General features: G+C 40.5%; 17 protein-coding genes. 13 read left to right on the forward strand and 4 right to left on the reverse strand.

Annotated elements, in window-relative coordinates:
* The 8 genes from P20480_RS04230 to P20480_RS04195 all read left to right on the forward strand — a co-directional run bounded on the left by P20480_RS04230 (position 1) and on the right by P20480_RS04195 (position 12,828).
* A complete protein-coding gene (locus tag P20480_RS04230) occupies positions 1-528 on the forward strand; it encodes a MotA/TolQ/ExbB proton channel family protein (RefSeq protein WP_006793480.1) in 528 nt (175 codons plus the stop codon).
* 50 nt (positions 529-578) lie between these two features.
* Entirely contained in the window at positions 579-989 is a 411-nt protein-coding gene (locus P20480_RS04225) for an ExbD/TolR family protein (protein ID WP_006793481.1), read from the forward strand.
* A gap of 9 nt (positions 990-998) precedes the next feature.
* Positions 999-1,604, forward strand: a complete 606-nt coding sequence (locus tag P20480_RS04220; RefSeq protein ID WP_006793482.1) for an energy transducer TonB — start codon at positions 999-1,001, stop codon at positions 1,602-1,604.
* A gap of 30 nt (positions 1,605-1,634) precedes the next feature.
* Positions 1,635-2,963, forward strand: a complete 1,329-nt coding sequence (locus P20480_RS04215) for a tetratricopeptide repeat protein (RefSeq protein ID WP_008131744.1) — start codon at positions 1,635-1,637, stop codon at positions 2,961-2,963.
* A 307-nt stretch (positions 2,964-3,270) separates the two neighbouring features.
* Positions 3,271-7,359 carry a hypothetical protein gene (locus P20480_RS04210; protein ID WP_008131748.1) on the forward strand — a complete coding sequence of 1,363 codons (4,089 nt, stop codon included), beginning with the start codon at positions 3,271-3,273 and terminating at the stop codon, positions 7,357-7,359.
* Between the two features lie 63 nt (positions 7,360-7,422).
* Positions 7,423-10,122, forward strand: coding sequence for a TonB-dependent receptor domain-containing protein (locus P20480_RS04205; protein ID WP_008131750.1), 2,700 nt, complete (start codon positions 7,423-7,425; stop codon positions 10,120-10,122).
* A gap of 203 nt (positions 10,123-10,325) precedes the next feature.
* The gene (gene asd / locus P20480_RS04200; RefSeq protein ID WP_008131752.1) at positions 10,326-11,465 is read left to right on the forward strand and encodes an aspartate-semialdehyde dehydrogenase; all 1,140 of its coding nucleotides are present in this window, start codon (positions 10,326-10,328) and stop codon (positions 11,463-11,465) included.
* 247 nt (positions 11,466-11,712) lie between these two features.
* Positions 11,713-12,828, forward strand: a complete 1,116-nt coding sequence (locus P20480_RS04195; protein WP_008131754.1) for a DUF748 domain-containing protein — start codon at positions 11,713-11,715, stop codon at positions 12,826-12,828.
* Between the two features lie 52 nt (positions 12,829-12,880).
* On the opposite strand, the gene P20480_RS04190 is transcribed toward P20480_RS04195, so the two are convergent.
* The gene (locus tag P20480_RS04190; RefSeq protein ID WP_006793489.1) at positions 12,881-13,684 is read right to left on the reverse strand and encodes an ion transporter; all 804 of its coding nucleotides are present in this window, start codon (positions 13,682-13,684) and stop codon (positions 12,881-12,883) included.
* A 101-nt stretch (positions 13,685-13,785) separates the two neighbouring features.
* Here P20480_RS04190 and P20480_RS04185 point away from each other — a divergent pair, with 101 nt between their 5' ends.
* From P20480_RS04185 to P20480_RS04165, 5 genes are all read left to right on the forward strand, one after another.
* Complete coding sequence (locus P20480_RS04185; protein WP_008131755.1) at positions 13,786-13,998, forward strand: hypothetical protein; 213 nt, start codon at positions 13,786-13,788, stop codon at positions 13,996-13,998.
* 8 nt (positions 13,999-14,006) lie between these two features.
* Entirely contained in the window at positions 14,007-14,288 is a 282-nt protein-coding gene (locus tag P20480_RS04180; RefSeq protein WP_008131756.1) for a hypothetical protein, read from the forward strand.
* Positions 14,289-14,356: 68 nt separating this feature from the next.
* Positions 14,357-14,548, forward strand: a complete 192-nt coding sequence (locus P20480_RS04175) for a YwbE family protein (RefSeq protein WP_006793492.1) — start codon at positions 14,357-14,359, stop codon at positions 14,546-14,548.
* The gene (locus P20480_RS04170; RefSeq protein WP_008131757.1) at positions 14,548-15,063 is read left to right on the forward strand and encodes a DUF4240 domain-containing protein; all 516 of its coding nucleotides are present in this window, start codon (positions 14,548-14,550) and stop codon (positions 15,061-15,063) included. Before P20480_RS04175 ends, P20480_RS04170 begins: the two co-directional genes overlap by 1 nt.
* A gap of 226 nt (positions 15,064-15,289) precedes the next feature.
* Positions 15,290-15,745 (forward strand): hypothetical protein, encoded by a 456-nt coding sequence (locus P20480_RS04165; protein WP_008131758.1) that lies wholly within the window; start codon positions 15,290-15,292, stop codon positions 15,743-15,745.
* Positions 15,746-15,760: 15 nt separating this feature from the next.
* On the opposite strand, the gene P20480_RS04160 is transcribed toward P20480_RS04165, so the two are convergent.
* From P20480_RS04160 to P20480_RS04150, 3 genes are all read right to left on the reverse strand, one after another.
* Positions 15,761-17,020, reverse strand: a complete 1,260-nt coding sequence (locus P20480_RS04160; protein ID WP_008131761.1) for a Y-family DNA polymerase — start codon at positions 17,018-17,020, stop codon at positions 15,761-15,763.
* Positions 17,008-17,421, reverse strand: a complete 414-nt coding sequence (gene umuD / locus P20480_RS04155; protein WP_008131762.1) for a translesion error-prone DNA polymerase V autoproteolytic subunit — start codon at positions 17,419-17,421, stop codon at positions 17,008-17,010. Before umuD ends, P20480_RS04160 begins: the two co-directional genes overlap by 13 nt.
* Positions 17,422-17,504: 83 nt before the next feature.
* The gene (locus P20480_RS04150; protein ID WP_008131764.1) at positions 17,505-17,924 is read right to left on the reverse strand and encodes a MarR family winged helix-turn-helix transcriptional regulator; all 420 of its coding nucleotides are present in this window, start codon (positions 17,922-17,924) and stop codon (positions 17,505-17,507) included.
* Positions 17,925-17,929: the final 5 nt, after the last annotated feature.

The raw sequence follows: 17,929 nt of genomic DNA on the forward strand, positions 1-17,929 counted from the left end.
ATGGTGCTATTGATTGACTCAATCAATGCTATCCGTGATTTTCTCGACACCGGTGGCCAAGTCCTCTTGGTCATTGGGGTGTTAATCTTCGCGATGTGGTTATTGATACTCGAGCGATTTATATACTTTTTCAACGGGTTTCGCGGATACAAAAATAGCATTAAAGGAACATGGTCAACCCGTAACGAACGCAATAGTTGGAATGCTGAGCAAATACGCCAAGCTATGATTTCGCGAGCAAGTATGCGTTTAAATGCAAACCTTCCGCTTATCAATGTCATGGTGGCTTTGTGTCCACTACTTGGGTTGCTTGGCACAGTAACGGGCATGATTGAAGTGTTTGATGTAATGGCTATAACAGGCACCGGGAGTGCGCGTTCAATGGCGTCAGGTGTATCCAAAGCCACAATCCCGACAATGGCGGGTATGGTAGGGGCATTATCTGGTGTATTTGCCTCAACGTACTTACAACGTAAAGCCAAACGTGAAGTAGAACTACTTGAAGATAGCATGTTGCTAGATCACTAAATAAGTTTTATGAGCGGCTAAACATACCCGCTCATATCAGGAGAATAAAAATGAGAGCGCCTTTAGGTAATTTAATGCAAGAAGATGAAGCTGAAGAAATAAACATGACACCCATGCTAGATGTTGTATTTATTATGCTTATCTTCTTTATTGTAACAGCTTCATTTGTTAAAGAAGCAGGCATTGACGTAAACCGCCCAGAAGCCGCAACTGCGGTTAAAAAAGAAAGAGCCAATATCTTAGTCGCTATTTCAGATAAGGGTGAAATTTGGATTAACAAACGCCAAATAGATGTTCGCGCAGTGCAGGCGAATATTGAACGCTTAAAAGCTGAAAACCCACAAGGTAGCGTTGTAATTCAAGCCGATAAAAAAGCAACCACCGATACGTTAATTAAAGTAATGGATGCCGCACGCGCTGCAGGTGTGTTTGATGTGTCAATTGCGGCTCAAGAAGCGTAAGGGTAAGTAATGCGTTATTTAGTAGCATTAATTGTTGCCGGTGTAGTCACGTTTATGCTGTTTTTGGGCATGCAAGCACTTATAACTGGCGGTGAAGGGGCAATGAGCGAACCAGCTAAAGGTAATGTTCTTGATTTTGTTCGTTTGAAAAAAGAAGAAAGTGTTCAAAAGAAAGAGCGTAAACCACAAAAGCCACCTACGCCAAAAGAGCCGCCACCACCAATGGAGTCGCCACAAATGCAAAGTAGTGATGCTAATGCCAACGCTAACAACTTTGACTTTGGTGCTAATGTTGATGCCGAAGTGAACCTGGCGGGTGGATTAGCACTGGAAACGAGCGATGGCGAATATTTACCTATTGTAAAAGTTGCACCGGTCTATCCGCGTCGTGCGCTATCGCGCGGTATTGAAGGGTATGTGATTGTTGAATTTACAGTGACAAAGCAAGGTACCGTTCGCGATCCGCAAGTTTTAAAAGCAGAGCCTGAGTCGTTATTTGATCGGGCTGCAATGGACGCTGCTCTTAAATTTAAATATAAACCGCGTGTTGTCAACGGTGAAGCTGTTGAAGTAGCGGGTGTTCAGAACAAAATATCTTTTCAAATTGGCGGATAGTAGCTAACTAGAAAAGACCGTGAGGCGATTATGAAATTATTAACCAAAACTAAACTTTTAAAAGTAACACTACTTTGTACCATTGCGATAGGGTTCAGTATTGTTACACCCAGTGCACTAACGTTGTTACCTGGCGTATCAATCGCAAGTGCTCAAGCGGCGCAGGAGCAAAAAACAAAACGCGTTCCTGCGCTTCGTGAAAAAGTATACAGCCAACTGGCTCGCGCACAAAAATTGGCAGACGATGGCGATGTTAAAGCTGGACTTGAAGCGCTCGATAGCATTAATGAACGTTCTTCAAGTATGAACTCGTACGAAATAGCCATGATGCATAATTTTTACGGGTTCATTTACTACAATCAAAATGACTTACCAAAAGCGATAGCTTCATTTGAACGCGTTGTGGCAGAAGAAGGGATCCCTGAAACATTGCGTTTAAGCACCACTTTTAGTCTAGCGCAGCTTGCAATGGCAAACAGCGATTACGATAAAGTCATTGCCTTTTTGGATAACTGGGATGAGATTAACACTCAGCCAATACCTGAAGGGTATTACTTACTTCGTGCACAAACGTATTACCAGTTAAAAGATTATAAGCAAGGCCTAGACTACATCACTAAAGTTATTTCATTAAGTGATGACGAAGGTAAAACCCCAAAAGAAAACTGGCTTGTATTACAGCGCGCTATGTTTTATTCACTAAATCAAACTAACAAAGTGGTTGAAGTGCTTGAACGCATGGTTAAGCTTTATGATAAACCAGAATACTGGGTACAGCTTTCGGGTATGTATGGTGAAACAGGGCAAGAGAAGAAGCAATTAGCTGTTATTGAAGCTGCCTATCAGCAAGGGTTTTTAACATCAAGAGCCGACTTACGCCAACTTGCTCAAGTTTACTTATACAATGGACTTGCTTTTAAAGCGGCAGAAGTTATGAGTAAAGCAATAGATAATGGCATTGCCGAAAAAACAGCTAAAAACTATGCGTTTGTAGCCGAGGCGATGATCCAAGCAAAAGAAGATGAAAAATCGATAGAGTATTTTGTTAAAGCCGCCGATTTATCAGATCATGGGCAATACGATCAGCGTTTAGCTGAGGTGTATGTTAATACAGAGCACTATGAAGATGCTGCCGATTCAGCGCGTAAAGCGCTTGATAAAGGGGGACTTGATTTTGAGTCGAATGCCTTTGTTGCACTGGGTATGGCGCAGTACAATTTGCAAAATTTCGATGCGTCTATTTTAGCGTTTGAACAAGCTGAAAAACACAAAAAATCACAGCGTTTGGCTAAGCAATGGATTAAGTATGTTAAACGTGAAAAAGTACATGCTGAAACGTTAAGAACCGCTCTGCTTTAAATTTTAGACCAACAAGTCACTACTTCGTTGGTGCTTGTAATATCAATTTCATAATCGCACTACGCAAGCCGGCTCAATAATAATTGAGTCGGCTTTTTTATTGCTTTGGTAATTAAGTTGTTGAATTTTAATAATATAGTTTTGTCATGTTATGTTTATTAAAGTGTAACTCCAGTGTCATATAGCTCCCGTAAGGTAAGCCCTGCTGATAACTCAAGTGACCTTAACGCATTATTAAGTGCTTTAAAGTGACTTGAGTTTTTATAAAGCGCTAACAAAATAATTAAATACTTTAACGGAGTGAACAATGAAATTATCTGACTTATTCAAAGTTAGTTTGATTGCAACTGCAGTATCTTTAGCGGGTTGTGGTGGTGACTTAGTAGTATCTGAAGGCGACACAACAATTAACGAAGGCGATACAATAACAAACGTTGTTGAAGGCGGCTCAGACACAGGCGGTGAAACGTCATCTCGTGATGATTCACAAAACGGCACAACTGGTTTCCCTACCACTATTGATAACGCATTTGTTCAAGGCTTAGCCACAGACGTATCAAGCGAATTTCCGGAAATTACTGATAAGCCAGTGTATCGCCTAACAGCAGATACAACGTTCACTAGCGATGCAACACTTACAAACGACGCGCATTGGATTGTAAATGGTCGTACAGCAGTAGGTAATGACCGTGCAGATAACGCAAAGCTTTATATTCAACAAGGCACAACAATTATTGGTGAATCTGGCGATGACTTTTTAGTCGTTCGTCGTGGTTCACAGCTTGAGTCGGTTGGTACGGTAAGCCAGCCAATTACTATGACCTCTATTCAAGATGTAACAGGTGGTGAAACAGCCATTGGTCAATGGGGTGGTTTAGTATTATTAGGTAATGCACCTGCTAACTCATGTGGCGACCAACAAGGTGAAGCAACAGCCGATGAGCTAGCTAACTGTGGTGTCTCTGCTGAAGGTGACGCCGGTCAGTTTGGTGGCGATGTTGCAGATGATAACTCAGGTACATTAAAGTACTTAATCGTTAAGCAAGCAGGTAAAACTCTGGGTAATGGCGATGAGCTGAACGGTATTTCGTTTGCCGGTGTAGGTTCTGCAACAACTGTTGATTACATTCAAGTACACGAAAACCTTGATGACGGTATCGAGTTTTTCGGTGGTACAGTTGATGTAAGCAATGTTGTATTAACCAGCATTGGTGATGATTCACTTGACTGGTCGTTCGGTTGGACAGGCTCTGCAACTAACGTATACATTCAACAAGCTGCAAACGTGGGTGATAATGCGATTGAAGCAGATAACTCTGAGTTTGATTCAAGTGCAACACCACTTACAATGCCAACCGTTTCAAACGTAACAATTGTAGGTGCTGAAGGTAACAACGGTATTCGTTTACGTGCAGGCACTGCGGGCGCATTAAGTAATGTATTCGTAACGGGTCCAGCTACTTATGAAAATTGTTTACGTGTGGGTTCAGACTCTGTACCACGCGCAGAAGATGGTACATTAACTATCACTAATTCAGTTGTTGCATGTCAAACAACAGCTAACAACTTTGGTAGTGAAGCGATTAATGGCGGCGATGTTAAATCGTGGTTTGAAGCTCAAGACGGCAACCAAACGCTAACTCCCGCAGATTTAATGCTTGATGATAATGGTTACACACCACTGCCGGGTTCACCGCTTATTGCCAATGGGCAAATTGGTGCATTTAATGGCACAACTAACTGGATGGAAGGTTGGACAGTAGGTATCAATGGTGGCTTCCCAACAGATATTTCAAATGCGTTGGATCAAGGTTTAGCGACCAATGTATCAAGTGAATTTCCACAAATTAACGATAAGCCTGTTTACCGTTTAACACAAGATACAACATTTACAGCCGATGTAACGCTTACAAACGATGCACATTGGATTTTAAATGGCCGTACTGCGGTAGGTAACGATCGCGCTGATGCAACTACACTTTACGTTCAAGCGGGCACTACGCTTATCGGTGAAACTGGTGACGATTTCTTAGTTGTTCGCCGTGGTTCACAAATTAACGCTAATGGTAATGCAACAGCACCTATCACTATGACATCTATTCAAGATGTAACGGGTGGCGAAACAAATATTGGCCAATGGGGTGGTTTAGTATTACTTGGTAATGCTCCTGCTAACTCATGTGGCGACCAACAAGGTGAGACTACACCAGAAGAGCTCGCTAACTGTGGTGTATCGGCAGAAGGTGATGCAGGTCAGTTTGGTGGTGATATCAGCGATGATAACTCAGGTGTTCTTCGTTACATTGTTGTAAAACATGCTGGTAAAACACTGGGTAATGGCGATGAACTAAACGGTATTTCGTTTGCTGGTGTAGGTTCACAAACTAAGGTTGAGTATATCCAGGTTCACCAAAACCTAGACGACGGTGTAGAGTTTTTTGGTGGCACAGTAAACGTACGTAACATTGTACTGACTGATATTGGCGATGACGCATTTGACTGGTCGTTTGGTTGGACAGGTCGTGCACAAAATATCTACATTCAACAAAGTGCTGTTGAGGGCGATAATGCCATTGAAGCTGATAACTCTGAATTTGATTCAAATGCAACGCCATTGACTAAGCCACTTATTTCTAACGTAACTATTGTAGGTGCAGATGGTACTAACGGTGTTCGTTTACGTGCAGGTACCGCGGGTGTGCTTCGTAATGTTGTTATCACTGGCCCAGATGGGTATTCAAACTGTTTACGTGTAGGTTCTGACTCGGTAGCTAATGCGGAATCGGGTGAGCTTTCTATTGAAAACTCAGTAGTAGCCTGTAATGAAGATAATAACTTCGGTAGCGAAGCAATTGCTGGTGGTAACGTTCAATCGTGGTTTGAAGGCCAAACAGGTAACCAAACACTCACGGCTACAAACCTAAGCTTAGCAACTGATGGATATACACCTAAGTCGAGCTCACCTTTACTTGGTGCAGGTGTTGATACCTCTGGCCTTGATTCGTTCTTCACTAAAACCGATTACATTGGTGCGTTTGACGGTGATAATAACTGGATGGAAGGCTGGACCGTTGCTATTAAACCTAGCTTCCCAACAGATATCCAAAACGCTTTAGAGCAAGGGCTAGCAACAGATGTGTCTGCAAGTTTCCCAGCTATTACCGATAAGCCTGTTTATCAGTTAAATTCAGATGTGGTATTCACAGCTGATGTAACACTAACAAATGATGCACATTGGATTTTAAAAGGGCGTACAGCTGTTGGTAATGACCGCGCAGATAACACAACATTGTATGTTCAGTTTGGTACAACATTAATTGGTGAATCGGGTGATGACTTTTTAGTTGTTCGTCGTGGTTCAAAAATTGAGGCCGTAGGCACAGCAACTCAGCCTATCACCATGACATCTATTCAAGATGTAACGGGTGGCGAAACAACGATTGGCCAATGGGGCGGCTTAGTATTATTAGGTAATGCACCGGCTAACTCATGTGGCGACCAAGAAGGTGAAGCAACCGCTGATGAACTTGCAAACTGTGGTGTATCTGCTGAAGGTGATGCGGGCCAATTTGGTGGTAATAACCCAGAAGATAACTCAGGCACATTAAAGTATGTTGCTGTAAAACAAGCGGGCAAAACTTTAGGTAATGGTGATGAACTAAACGGTATATCACTTGCTGGTGTAGGTAGCCAAACAGAGCTAGATTACATCCACGTTCATGAAAACCTAGATGACGGCGTAGAGTTTTTCGGTGGCACAGCAAACATCAGCCACTTAGTGCTTACAAATATTGGTGACGACTCTTTAGATTGGTCATTTGGTTGGACGGGTAAAGCGCAATACGTACTTATTAAACAATCAGGCTCTGAGGGCGATAACGCGATTGAAGCTGATAACTCTGAATTTGATTCAGATGCATCACCGCTTACTATGCCTACTATCTCTAATGTAACTATTATTGGTGACGCAGGCGTAAACGGTATTCGCTTACGTGCAGGTACTGCGGGCATACTTAAAAACGTAGTGGTAACGGGTGGCGCAGATTACGCAAACTGTTTACGTGTAGGTTCTGACTCAGCACCACGTGCCGAAGACGGTTCACTTACTATCACTCACTCAGTGGTTGCGTGTGAAACAGCTAACAACTTTGGTACTCAAGCAATTGGTGATGGCAATGTTGAGTCTTGGTTCTTAGGTCAAACTGGTAACTCAGTGCAAACAGCTGCAAGCCTTGCACTAGCGAGTAACGGTTACATGCCTTCAAGTGAATCATTACTACTAGGTGCAGGTTTTGATTCTTCTAGCCTAGATAGCTACTTTGATACAGTAGATTACATTGGTGCAATGGATGCGCAAACAGACTGGACAGCGGGTTGGGTAAAAGTAGGTCTTTAACCTTAAACGCTTTAGGCCGGGCGAAAGCCCGGCTAATGTCTTGTTTTGTTTTGGAGTATAAAAATGAATTCTTATAAACCCTCTAAACTTGCCTTATCAACATTAAATTGCGCCGTTTTGGCTGCACTATTTGGTTGGTCGGTAAATACTGCTGCTGCAGAAGCCGACATTCAAGAGCAAGAAATAGAAGAAGTGGTTGCAGTAGGGCAACGACTCAAAGGGAGCGCAGGTGCAGTACTGCAAGAACGCCAAAATCAGGCGTTTGTTGCTGATATTATGGGTGCCGACCAAATTTCACGCACTGGCGATGGTGATGCTGCATCGGCTCTTCGCCGTGTAACAGGCTTAACCTTAGTTGATGGTAAATTTATATATGTGCGTGGTTTAGGTGAGCGTTACTCAAGTACACAATTAAATAGCATGTATGTACCAAGCCCCGATCCTACTCGCTCGGTTGTGCCACTCGATTTATTTCCATCTGAAATAATCGAAAGCTTAAGTGTACAAAAATCATTTTCACCAGATATGCCTGCGCATTTTGGTGGTGGTAATGTAAACATTCGTACCAAGTCTATTCCGTCTGACTTTTTATTTAAAGTACAAGTAGGCTCATCGTATAACACGTCAAATAGTGATTCTGGCTACTTTTACGAAGGCGGTGATGATGATTGGATGGGCCGTGATGATGGCACACGTGCGCTATCTAATGTATTTACTACAGCACTTACCAGCGACGCAGGCCTTGAAGGCAATATTAATTCAACGCTTGAAGAGCGTAAAAATCTTGTTCAATCGCTTGATTGGAATGTAGGCATTAGCAAGGAAGATGTTGACCCAGCTATGAGCTTTTCTGTTGCCGTGGGCGACAGACTAGAAAGCGAAATAGGCACCTTTGGTGTGCTTGCGGCTGTTTCTTATGACAACGAATGGGAAGTTGTTCAAGAACAAAGTGGTTCAAGCCTAGGTAGTTTGGGTTGTGAGAACAAATGTTTTGCACAATATTACGATGGTACATCGACTGAACAAAATGTTCGCTGGAGCGGAACGTTAAACCTTGGCTATGAGTTTAACTCAAACCATCGATTTGAGCTGACTAACATTGCATTACACGATATGAGCGATCGGGTTCGAAATCGTAACTATTACGATGCCAATGAAACCGAAGAGGGTGTTACTGAGCTTCGCCGTGTTGATATTAGCTACGAAGAACGAGAAATGTTTTCTTCTCAGCTTAAAGGCACGCATAACTTTCCAGAGCTAAATAATTTATTCTTTGATTGGTATGGTGGCTTAAGTAGAGCTAATCGTAACGCACCAGGCGGTTTAGATCTTGTTTTTCAACAAAACTATAACGACGGTGTATTTGAGTCAGAGCAGCTTCAAGATGTTGCAGCAACTAATATTACGCGTGAATACCAGGTACTTCACGATGACGTAGAAACATTTGGTTGGAACATGGGGTTACCTTTTTATGGGGACGGCTACGAGCTCGAACTTAAAATTGGCGGTGACTTTTCAGAAAAAAAACGTGATGCAAGCAATGTTAAATTTGGCATAACGCACCGTGGTATAAGCGATGAGTTTACGTTTGGTAATAACATTAGCGATATTTTTGCTGATGCAAACACATCAAACGACGCGTTTTACACAAGTGCTACGGGTTCAGGTATTTTTGATGATGGTACAACTGACGGTGACAAATACAGTGCAGCGCATAAGTTAGATGCTTATTACTTTATGGCTGACTACTTTTTTGAAAATACATGGCGTATTACCGGCGGTGTTCGCTGGGAAGATTTCAAACAAGTATCAATTGGTTATCAGGCACATTCAAACTTATTCGAAAACACGCTTGAAGAAATTCAAGACGTTGTCATTAACGAAGATACTTTTTTTCCATCACTTGCTGTTACGTACATCATGGATGAAGAAATGCAGTTTCGCTTAAACGTGAGTGAAACCACCATTCGCCCAGACTTACGTGATGTAAGTACCTCGTTTTTTGTTGACCCGCTGACTGAATTTTTGGTTCGTGGTTCGCCTAGCTTACAAAGCTCTGAATTAACGAATGTTGACTTTAGGTTTGAGTGGTACATGCCAACAGGTAATAACCTGTCAGTTGCGTTGTTTTACAAGGACATAGAGAACCCAATTGAAATGGTTGAACTTGCAGGTGTAGGTGGTGCGTCTCCGCAATTACTTACGGCTAATGCGCAGTCGGGTAAGCTATCGGGTATTGAGGTAGATTTTTTAACTGACTTTGGTTTTATCAATAAAGATTGGTCGTCTGCATTTTTGTCGGGTAACGTAACGCTATCTGATTCGAGCGTCAATTTAGGTATAAATGACTCAGATAATGTCGATTCATTATTTGAAACGCAACTTAAAGAAGCACTCGAAGCCGATACCGTTTCAAACATTGTTACTAACAACAAACGCCGTTTAGTAGGCCACTCTGAATGGGTTGCTAACTTACAAATGGGTTACGATTCAGATGACGGTTTTCATTCAACATCGGTTATTTACAATGTGTTTGGGCCGCGAATTATCGTACCAGGTACGCGTGGGAATGAAGATGCTGAAGAAAAGTCATTTCACTCACTTGATTTAGTTTATTCTTACTTTCCTAACTTTAACTCTAAAGTTAATTTTAAAGTGAAGAATATTTTAGGCCAAGAAAAACAAATAGAGCAAGAAGGGTTAACCCTTTGGGGCCAAGAAACAGGCACCGAGTTTAGCTTAAGCTATAGTTATGAATTTTAGTTTTAGCTTGCGTTAAGCCTTGTAAATTCGCGCTATAAGCCCTGTATTAAATACAGGGCTTTTTTTATACCTTAATTTCGCATGAAAAATTTTTAAGTTCTGTTTTATTAACTAGTTTTAGCCGTCTAGCAGTGTTAGTTTGTTAACTTGAAAATTGAATCTCACGCAATGAATTTAATTTTTAATGTATTAAGGCATCTTTTATGAACAAAACAGTGGATAAAACAATGAAAAAAGTAGGTTTAGTCGGTTGGCGTGGCATGGTTGGTTCTGTGTTATTAGAGCGTATGGAAAAGCAAAATGATTTTGCCAATATAGACACCACTTTTTTTACTACCTCACAAGCCGGACAACTTGGTCCTGATTTAGCGGGTGATGCAAAACCGCTACTTGATGCAAGCGATGTATCTGAACTTTCAAAAATGGATATTATTGTTACGTGTCAAGGGGGCGATTACACCAAAGCGGTTTACCCAAAGCTTCGTGAATCGGGGTGGGATGGTTACTGGATTGATGCAGCTTCTGCACTTCGTATGAGTGATGACAGCATTATTGTTCTTGACCCTGTAAATAAAGATGTCATTACTCAAGGTTTAGAGCAAGGCGTTAAAACCTTTGTTGGCGGTAACTGTACGGTATCGTTAATGCTCCTTGCTTTAGGTGGTTTGTTTGAGAAAGACCTTATTGAATGGGTAAGCCCTATGACTTACCAAGCAGCTTCGGGTGCGGGTGCACGCAATATGAAAGAGCTGATTTCACAAATGGGCGCTATTCATTCAAGTGTTGCTCAGCAACTCGATAACCCAAGTTCAGCTATTTTAGAAATTGATAAAATAGTCAGTGAAAAAATGGCTTCAAGCGATTTACCACAAGATCAATTTGGTGTGCCATTAGCAGGTAGCTTGATCCCATGGATTGACGTGCCTATGCCTAGTGGACAATCAAAGGAAGAGTGGAAAGCACAAGTTGAAGCTAACAAAATTTTAGGCTCTACCCAGCAGCCTGTACCTATTGATGGTTTATGTGTTCGTATTGGCGCAATGCGTTGTCATAGCCAAGCAATGACTATTAAATTACGCGAAGACATAAGCGTAGAGAAAATAGAAGAAATATTAGCTTCGCACAACGAGTGGGTTAAGGTTATCCCAAATGAGCGTGATATTACATCCACCGATTTAACGCCGGTTAAAGTAACAGGCACGCTAAGTATCCCAGTGGGACGTATTCGTAAGCTTGCTATGGGACCTAAATATATTAGCGCATTCACAGTGGGCGATCAGCTTTTATGGGGTGCAGCAGAGCCACTTCGTCGTATGCTTCGCATTATTGTAGACGCTGAGTAATTCCAGTTTTTTAATTTGTCTATTTTATAGGGTTAGCATAGTGCTAACCCTTTTTAGTTTTTATTCCTTCCTTTTACACTCTTTTGTGGCTTTTAAATAACCTCCTGTGTGGCATACCCATTGCAAAAGTTAAAATAGTACTTTGCGTGCACCCAGTAATTTAAGTACTTAACAGCGCAGTTGTGCTTATTTTTGTGTAGTTTTTACACATTGTCATGCTAATAATTACACAAATAAGGATGGTTATATGGCGTTAATTTCAAAGGTTACTCGAGCTAAATGGTTTACTGGTTTTGTTTTAATCATTGTGCTTTTATTAATATTCCGTGTTGGTGCGCCCCATGCTATTCAATATTATGTTAATCAACAAATTAAAGACACGCAGGGAATAACAGGTCACGTAGGTGACGTTGATTTATATTTGTACCGCGGTGCGTATGCTATTGACGGCATAAAAATTTATGCAAAAGAGGATAATTTAGCGGCTAAACCACTACTTAGCGTTGCAACACTCAATTTTTCGCTTTCATGGTCAGCACTACTGAAAGGGAATTTAGTGACAAATATGCAATTTACGCATCCTGAAATTGTGGTTTACGACAAAGCCCCTAATAAAACGGAGCAAAATAAACAAGTTAAAAACGAAACAACCTGGATAGGGCTTGCTAATAATTTAGTCCCTTTTTCAATTGACACTTTAAGTATTGAAAACGGTAAAATTTCGTTAGTTAATGCCACTAGCGAGGGCGATAAACCTACCTATATCTCAAATATTAATGCAGAAATTAAAAACATAACTAATGCTAAAAACCTCACAAAAACGTTAGTGACTTCGTTAAACGTAGAAGGGGATTTAATGGGCGAAGCTGCATTGTCTCTTAAAGGGCAATTAGACCCATTTAGTGAAAAAGCAAACTTTGACTTTAATGTAGAGGTTCAACGTTTTTCGGTTAAACACCTAGAAACGGTTTTTAAAGTGTATACCCCGTTTGACATTGAAGCAGGAGGCATTGATGGGGCAATGGAGCTTGCTGCAAAAGACAATGTTTTAAACGGCTATGCAAAGGCCGGTGTTTATAACTTGAGTGTTTTTTCGTGGCGTGAAGATATAGAAAAAGACGACGATGGATTGTTCACTGCTATTTTTGAAGGCAGCATAGATATACTCAGTGAATTACTTGAAAATGATGAATCTGAGTTAGTTGCTGCGCGCATACCGATCGATGGCACTTTAAACAACACCGATATATCTACGTTTCAGGCAGTGGTGTCGGTATTAAAAAATGCGTTTTTAGAGGCGTTTAAAATGGAAGTGGACGACGTGATATCGTTTGAAACAGTAGAAAGTACATCAGATGAGTAACAGGCTAATTGAGTTTTAAGCCCCACAAACATATTTTGTGAGGCTTAAACTGTTACTTTTTACTCAGCAATGTTTTTAACTCTGCTATTTGCGCTTGTAATTCGTTAACTTGTCCTTGTGTTGCAGGAAGCGAGTCGTTATCGGCCTGTTCTTCTCGTGCATTTCGGTGTTCTTCACCCATTACTTCTAAAATTGCGCCAACCATCATATTTAAAAATACAAAGGCGGTTAAAAATATAAAGGTCAGGTAGTAAATCCAGCTTAGCTCATACACCGCCATTGTTTCGTACATTATGTCGGTCCAATCTTCAAAGGTCGCTATTCTAAATAGCGTTAGCATTGATATAGACACATCTTGCCAAAGCACGGGGTTAATGTCAGCAAACATCATACTGCCCATAGCGGCGTAAATATAAAAAATAACAAACATAAGCAGAGCTATGTAGCCCATTTGCGGGATTGCTTTAAGCAAGGAGTTAACGAGTAGTCTAAGTTCAGGGATCATCGACACTAACCTGAGCACTCTAAATATACGTAGTAAACGCGCTATTAGCATTGTAGAGCCCGCAGCGGGGTATAAACTACCCAATACAATAATGGTGTCGAATATATTCCAGCCCTTTGAAAAGAAGTCTTTTATGCCTTTGCTTGCAACAAAGCGAATAATCAGCTCAATTAAAAAGAATGCGGTTATGCCAATATCCATCCAGTTAAGTGCAAGCTCAACCGTAGGATGAAGACTATAGGTATGAGCGCCTACAGTAAGGGCAGAAACAATAATGACAGCTATAACAAATGATTGAAATATCTTGCTTTTGTCTATACGCTGAAACAAGGCTTGTAACTGCGACATCATAATAAGTGGTCCTGTAAATACGAAGATTTTTATGGCGCTAATATACAATATATTCGGCATAATTTAACGTCTTTTTAAACGCAATAGTGTAAGGAAATTTGATGGTTATTAATAAATTAAAAGTATGTGCTGTATTTATAATCGGATTACCTATTTTAGCCGGGTGTAGTTCCGACGCACGCTTTGAACAATTGCAATCAGCCCGCCTTAACGAATGTAATTACAAAGCCGATAAAGAATATTATGAGTGCCTTAAAGAGCAAGACTCAAATTACGAAGAATTTAAAAAACAACAAGCAGAAAAAAGTAAATAATCCTCCTCATGACTAAAACACAAAAACAACGAGACAAACAAATACGCGCAGCGCTGACTAAAGCCTGTGAGTCTATAAAAGACTCAGTGACCGATTTTGAATACCTTACTCACACTGTTGATTTAAATAACGAAGCTAACACCTTAAAAGTTAACTGCTATTTTGAAGATACTATAGCGCTTAATAACGCTGACTCTGAGATTGAACACCTTAAATCTATAATTATTACTCAACTAACGGGTATTAAATTGACGATAAAACCGACACATATAGTGTTTTTTGCCAATTAAAATGGGTTTTGTTGGTTTGCCTGCAGTTGGGCGTTATAATTAAAAAAATTATATTTAGGGTTTAAATAATGGCTGTTCCTTCTCGTTCGCAAATATCACCAGGCACTGTAGTTAATATTGTTTTAAAAGAAGATCAACGAAGCGGTACATTAACGGAAGGCGTGGTAGAGCGTTTATTAACTAAATCACCAAACCACCCGCATGGTATTAAAGTGAGATTAGAAGATGGCCAAGTTGGCCGAGTAAAAGAGATTTTATAATGGCAGCGTTATCAGAGCAGGCTTTTTGGGAATTAGTGACTACACCCGACTTAGGCCTTGATCCGCAAAGTGTAAGCGACCATCTTAAAGCAAATCTAAGCAATTTAGACGATCAGCAACTTATTGCATTTGATAAGTTTTTTGGCATAAATATGCGTAAATGTTTTACATGGGATTTATTTGGCGCTGCATTTGTTATGGCAGGCTGCAATGACGAATATGGTTTTAGTGAGTTTAGATGCTGGCTTATTTCACGCGGTAAAACAGTGTTTGATAACGCGCTCGTTAATGCCGACTCCATTGCATTATGTACACCTGTTTATCACTTAAATGAACAGCCTTACCCATACATTGACGAGTATGACCTCATCGCCGGCTTATTATATGAAGAGCGCAATGAGGGTGAATTACCCTTCGTGCCATCAGGCGATCAACCCGCAGGCAAACGCTTTAAAGACAAAGCAAAATTTTTAAAACAAGCCTACCCACAATTATTCTCAAAATATTGGCAGTAAATCTTATAGTAATGCGCTTATTTAGCGCATTATTTTAAATCGTTTTATTGTTCGATAACGTATCTCAAAATGTGATAAATAATTACATGCCTTAATTTAGTTTTTTCTTTTTATATAGCCTTGTCTTCTAGTAGTAAATCTCTGTTATATTTAGCTATGTAATAAAGTTAAGCCATTTAGTATACGAACTAAAAAAATAATTAACGCATAAGGATACGTTTACTTAATGAAACACATCAAATTGACTTTATTCATGTTTGTTTTTGTCAGCGTCCACGTAGCCGCTGAGCCAAGCAATAAGGCACGCTTTATACCCCTTTTAAAATCAAAACTTGGTACATATAAGGTGGTTTCTGCTAATTCAGGGTTATGCGTAAACAGTGACTTGAGTTTAATTAATGCAAGTAACCCAAGTGAGGGGTTTAAGCTGGGTGAACAAATTGTGTTTGGCTCATTACATAACGGAACTCAAACTATACAAAAGCCAAACTTTTGCTTTATTACTAGTTCGTTAAAATATAAAAGTGATGGGCTTGATAATGGTTTACGAATGAGCCGTTGTGAGGATCCTGTAAACGAAAAAACAATTCGACAAAGCATTCGTTTTTTACCTAACGACATGCTTATTTATACATTAAGCTCACCAAGTGTTCAGTGCAAGTTTAAAAAAGCTGTCCAGTAATATATCAACTATTAGCTAATCGCATTTTATTTTTGGTATATCCCGCCAGCGGGTTGTGTACTGAGGCGATAAAAAATCTCTGTTCATATGCCAGCGATCGTTTAGTTTACTACTTGCTAAGCCCAACATACCCTTGCCGTATCGGGTATTAATAGCATCTAAACAGCCCATTAACTTTGGGTTATCTTGTTGTGGTGCAAATAAGTCACTTTGCTGAAATTGCTCAGCGGTGAGTTCTAGTGCACCTACACCACATTTATAAAACCGCACGCCAGGTTGGTAAATTTTTTCAAACACCTCAGACACCGCATTGGCCATAACGCAGGTATCGTTTGTTGGCATGCTAAACTGATACATATAAGACTTTTTATAAAATACATCTTCATGAGATGAGCTAGATGCAAAAATATATAATTGCTTTGCAAGCGATTTTTGGGCTCTTAGTTTTTTGCCCACAATAGTGACATGGTTAATTAAAGCGGTTTTAAGAGCGGTTGGTTCATAAATACGCTCTCCAAAGCTGCGAGTTGAGTAAATTTCGCGTTTATCTTGGCGTACATCATCCCAGTTTAAACATACTAAGCCATTAAGCTCGCTTACTGTACGCTCTACCACCACACTAAAAGCGCGGCGCATAGTTTTTGGGTTTTGTTGGGCAAGTTGCCATGCGGTGTTTATGTTCATTATTTTTAGCTTTTTAGCTAAGCGCTTGCCAATTCCCCATACATCTTGGCAGTCCATGCGCTGTAAAATAGCTCGCCGACTTGCTTCGTCATTTATGACAGCAACACCGTCAAAGCCTGTTAATTTTTTAGCTGCATGATTTGCTGCTTTTGCAAGTGTAGGCGTTGGCCCAAACCCCACGCCAACGGGGAGCTTTGTTTCTCGCCATACGGTTCGTCTAATAAGGTGCCCGTAAGTATGCCAATCTTTTACAACGTTTTCGTAGCCGCTAAAGTGCAAAAACGATTCATCAATACTGTAAATATGCTGGGTATCACAAAAGCGGCCAATCACACTCATCATTCGGTCGCTTAAATTAGCGTATAGTTCATAGTTACTAGAGCGTACAACCACATTATTTTGTTCTAGTAACTGCTTAACTTTAAAATAAGGGCCAAATTTAGGAATATTTAAACGTCGCGCAATAGGGCATACCGCACATACGCAGCCGTCGTTATTAGTGAGCACAACCACAGGTTTTGAACGAATGGCGGGATCAAATACTTTTTCGGCGCTGGCATAAAACGCCACGGCATCGACTAAGGCATACATGAAAGTAACTCAGGGCTTTGGCGATGCATCCGAATTGACAAACTGACTACGCCTTCAAGCTGAAACTCATCGCTAGGCGTAATATTAACGGGTTGATATACAGGCGAAGCCGATAGTAATCGAGCGTTTGTTTTATCAAGTAGCTTACACACAAATAAGCCATTTAAATTAGCCACAATTACATCGCCATCTTTAGCGTGCTCTGCTCGGTCGACTACGAGTAAATCACCCTCAAAAATCCCTACTTCTTGCATAGAGCTACCCGACGCAATACCAATAAAAGTGGCATCAGGGTGCTTTATTAATAGCTCATCAAGGGAAACGCCAAGCTCAGTGTATTGTGCTGCAGGAGATTCAAACCCGCAAATACCTGCTTCTATATAAATAGGAATAACAAACATAAATAAACAACCAAAACACATATACTGTATAAGTGTACAGTATATGTGTTTTGTTTAACTTATGCCAAGTAATGAAGTGAAGATCATTGCATATTTTTGATCATTTGCTGAGCCGTGTTTAAAAAGTCATTGATTTGATTGGGGTTTAACGTTTTACACATTTGATCGTTTACATGTTTTTCAGCGGCCAGTAATTTTTCAAAAAGCACGGCACCCTGATCGGTAAACGTTAAAATAAAACAGCGCTTATCGTGTTCGCTGGCACACTTATTTATAAGCTTTAAAGCTATAAGTTCTTTTACAAGCCGCGCTATTTGAGCCTTATCTCGTTGGGTTTTATTCACAATGTCGTTTGCTGTGCACTGCGAGGTACTTGCAATAATATGTAAGCAACGTACATGCATTGCATTTAAACCGAGCTCGCTGGCATTAATGGCTTCGCGTATGGTTACCCGGTAGTTTTGCATTAACATAAATAGCGTATTGGCTAAAGAGGTGTTCATAATAC

Origin of the sequence: Pseudoalteromonas sp. BSi20480 (assembly GCF_000241365.1) — a bacterium.
Taxonomy (GTDB): domain Bacteria; phylum Pseudomonadota; class Gammaproteobacteria; order Enterobacterales; family Alteromonadaceae; genus Pseudoalteromonas; species Pseudoalteromonas marina.

Bases quoted from the DNA above. Each gene is read 5' to 3' on its own strand.
- P20480_RS04175 (WP_006793492.1), top strand. From the start codon at position 14,357: ATGGCTGTTCCTTCTCGTTCGCAAATATCACCAGGCACTGTAGTTAAT.
- P20480_RS04160 (WP_008131761.1), bottom strand. From the start codon at position 17,020: ATGTATGCCTTAGTCGATGCCGTGGCGTTTTATGCCAGCGCCGAAAAA.
- P20480_RS04195 (WP_008131754.1), top strand. From the start codon at position 11,713: ATGGCGTTAATTTCAAAGGTTACTCGAGCTAAATGGTTTACTGGTTTT.
- P20480_RS04180 (WP_008131756.1), top strand. From the start codon at position 14,007: ATGACTAAAACACAAAAACAACGAGACAAACAAATACGCGCAGCGCTG.
- P20480_RS04190 (WP_006793489.1), bottom strand. From the start codon at position 13,684: ATGATGTCGCAGTTACAAGCCTTGTTTCAGCGTATAGACAAAAGCAAG.
- P20480_RS04210 (WP_008131748.1), top strand. From the start codon at position 3,271: ATGAAATTATCTGACTTATTCAAAGTTAGTTTGATTGCAACTGCAGTA.
- P20480_RS04225 (WP_006793481.1), top strand. From the start codon at position 579: ATGAGAGCGCCTTTAGGTAATTTAATGCAAGAAGATGAAGCTGAAGAA.
- asd (WP_008131752.1), top strand. From the start codon at position 10,326: ATGAACAAAACAGTGGATAAAACAATGAAAAAAGTAGGTTTAGTCGGT.
- P20480_RS04150 (WP_008131764.1), bottom strand. From the start codon at position 17,924: ATGAACACCTCTTTAGCCAATACGCTATTTATGTTAATGCAAAACTAC.
- P20480_RS04230 (WP_006793480.1), top strand. From the start codon at position 1: ATGGTGCTATTGATTGACTCAATCAATGCTATCCGTGATTTTCTCGAC.
- umuD (WP_008131762.1), bottom strand. From the start codon at position 17,421: ATGTTTGTTATTCCTATTTATATAGAAGCAGGTATTTGCGGGTTTGAA.
- P20480_RS04215 (WP_008131744.1), top strand. From the start codon at position 1,635: ATGAAATTATTAACCAAAACTAAACTTTTAAAAGTAACACTACTTTGT.
- P20480_RS04170 (WP_008131757.1), top strand. From the start codon at position 14,548: ATGGCAGCGTTATCAGAGCAGGCTTTTTGGGAATTAGTGACTACACCC.
- P20480_RS04205 (WP_008131750.1), top strand. From the start codon at position 7,423: ATGAATTCTTATAAACCCTCTAAACTTGCCTTATCAACATTAAATTGC.
- P20480_RS04220 (WP_006793482.1), top strand. From the start codon at position 999: ATGCGTTATTTAGTAGCATTAATTGTTGCCGGTGTAGTCACGTTTATG.
- P20480_RS04185 (WP_008131755.1), top strand. From the start codon at position 13,786: ATGGTTATTAATAAATTAAAAGTATGTGCTGTATTTATAATCGGATTA.
- P20480_RS04165 (WP_008131758.1), top strand. From the start codon at position 15,290: ATGAAACACATCAAATTGACTTTATTCATGTTTGTTTTTGTCAGCGTC.